The sequence below is a fragment of the Rhizobacter sp. P2_H2 genome, from assembly GCF_056403375.1.
The window spans coordinates 1-768 of sequence record NZ_JBFUFP010001657.1; the positions used below are offsets into that span (position 1 = coordinate 1).

The 768-nt window shown below is 73.8% G+C and carries 2 protein-coding genes; both read right to left on the reverse strand.

What is annotated here, in order from left to right; all coding sequences use genetic code 11:
• A partial coding sequence (locus tag AC1D15_RS35420; RefSeq protein WP_477829769.1) for a M55 family metallopeptidase occupies window positions 1–212 on the reverse strand: 212 nt, incomplete at its 3' end.
• A 10-nt stretch (window positions 213–222) separates the two neighbouring features.
• Window positions 223–768: P1 family peptidase (locus tag AC1D15_RS35425; protein WP_477829770.1), on the reverse strand; the 546-nt coding region annotated here is incomplete at its 5' end.

The following is a 768-nucleotide window of genomic DNA, read 5'->3' on the forward strand; positions in this document are numbered from 1 at the left end:
GCCAGCAGGTTGCCGAAGTGCCCATGCGAATCGTTGACCAGCACCGCGCCGGCCCCGCCCGCGAAGGCGCCGCGCACCGCCGCGTCGGCCTCCTGCGTCATCCAGCGCCGCGCGCGTTCGTAGTCGCCGTTGCCGGCCTGCGTCTGCTCGGGCCGCCACACGCCGGCCACGCCTTCGATGTCCACGGCCACCAGGATCGTCGGGGTCTTCATCCTTGCTCTCTCATGAAGTCATCATCAGCGCCCGCCAGTCGGGCGCCACATCGGTCAGCGCGCGGCGCGTGCGGCCGTCGCGGCCGGTCACCGTGGTGGCTGCGAACAGCGCATGCACGATGGCCTGCTCGGTCGCTTCGGCCGCAGCCTGGAACAGGCCGTCGAGCGCGCTCTCGTGCAGCATCGCGACAGCGGGCATCGGCTCGTCCGCAAGCTGCGGCACGCGCCATGCGGTGCTGAACGCGAGCGCGATGTCGCCGCTGCCGTGCCCGTAGTCGGAACCGGTGCGCGCCAGCCCCGCCGCCGCGCGCCGCGCGACACGGCCCAGCTGCCGCGCATCCAGCGGTGCGTCGGTGGCCAGCAGCACGATGATCGAGCCGCGCTCCGGCCCCGCATCAGCGTGCAGGCGCGCCTGCAGTTGCGCGCCGATGCGCCGGCCGGCGATCGTCAGCGCCTCGGGCCGGCCCTGGTTCGCGAGCACCAGCGCGCCGAGGTTGAACCCACGCCCCTGCCACGCGACCCGGCGCGATGCACTGCCGATGCCGCCCTTCAAGCC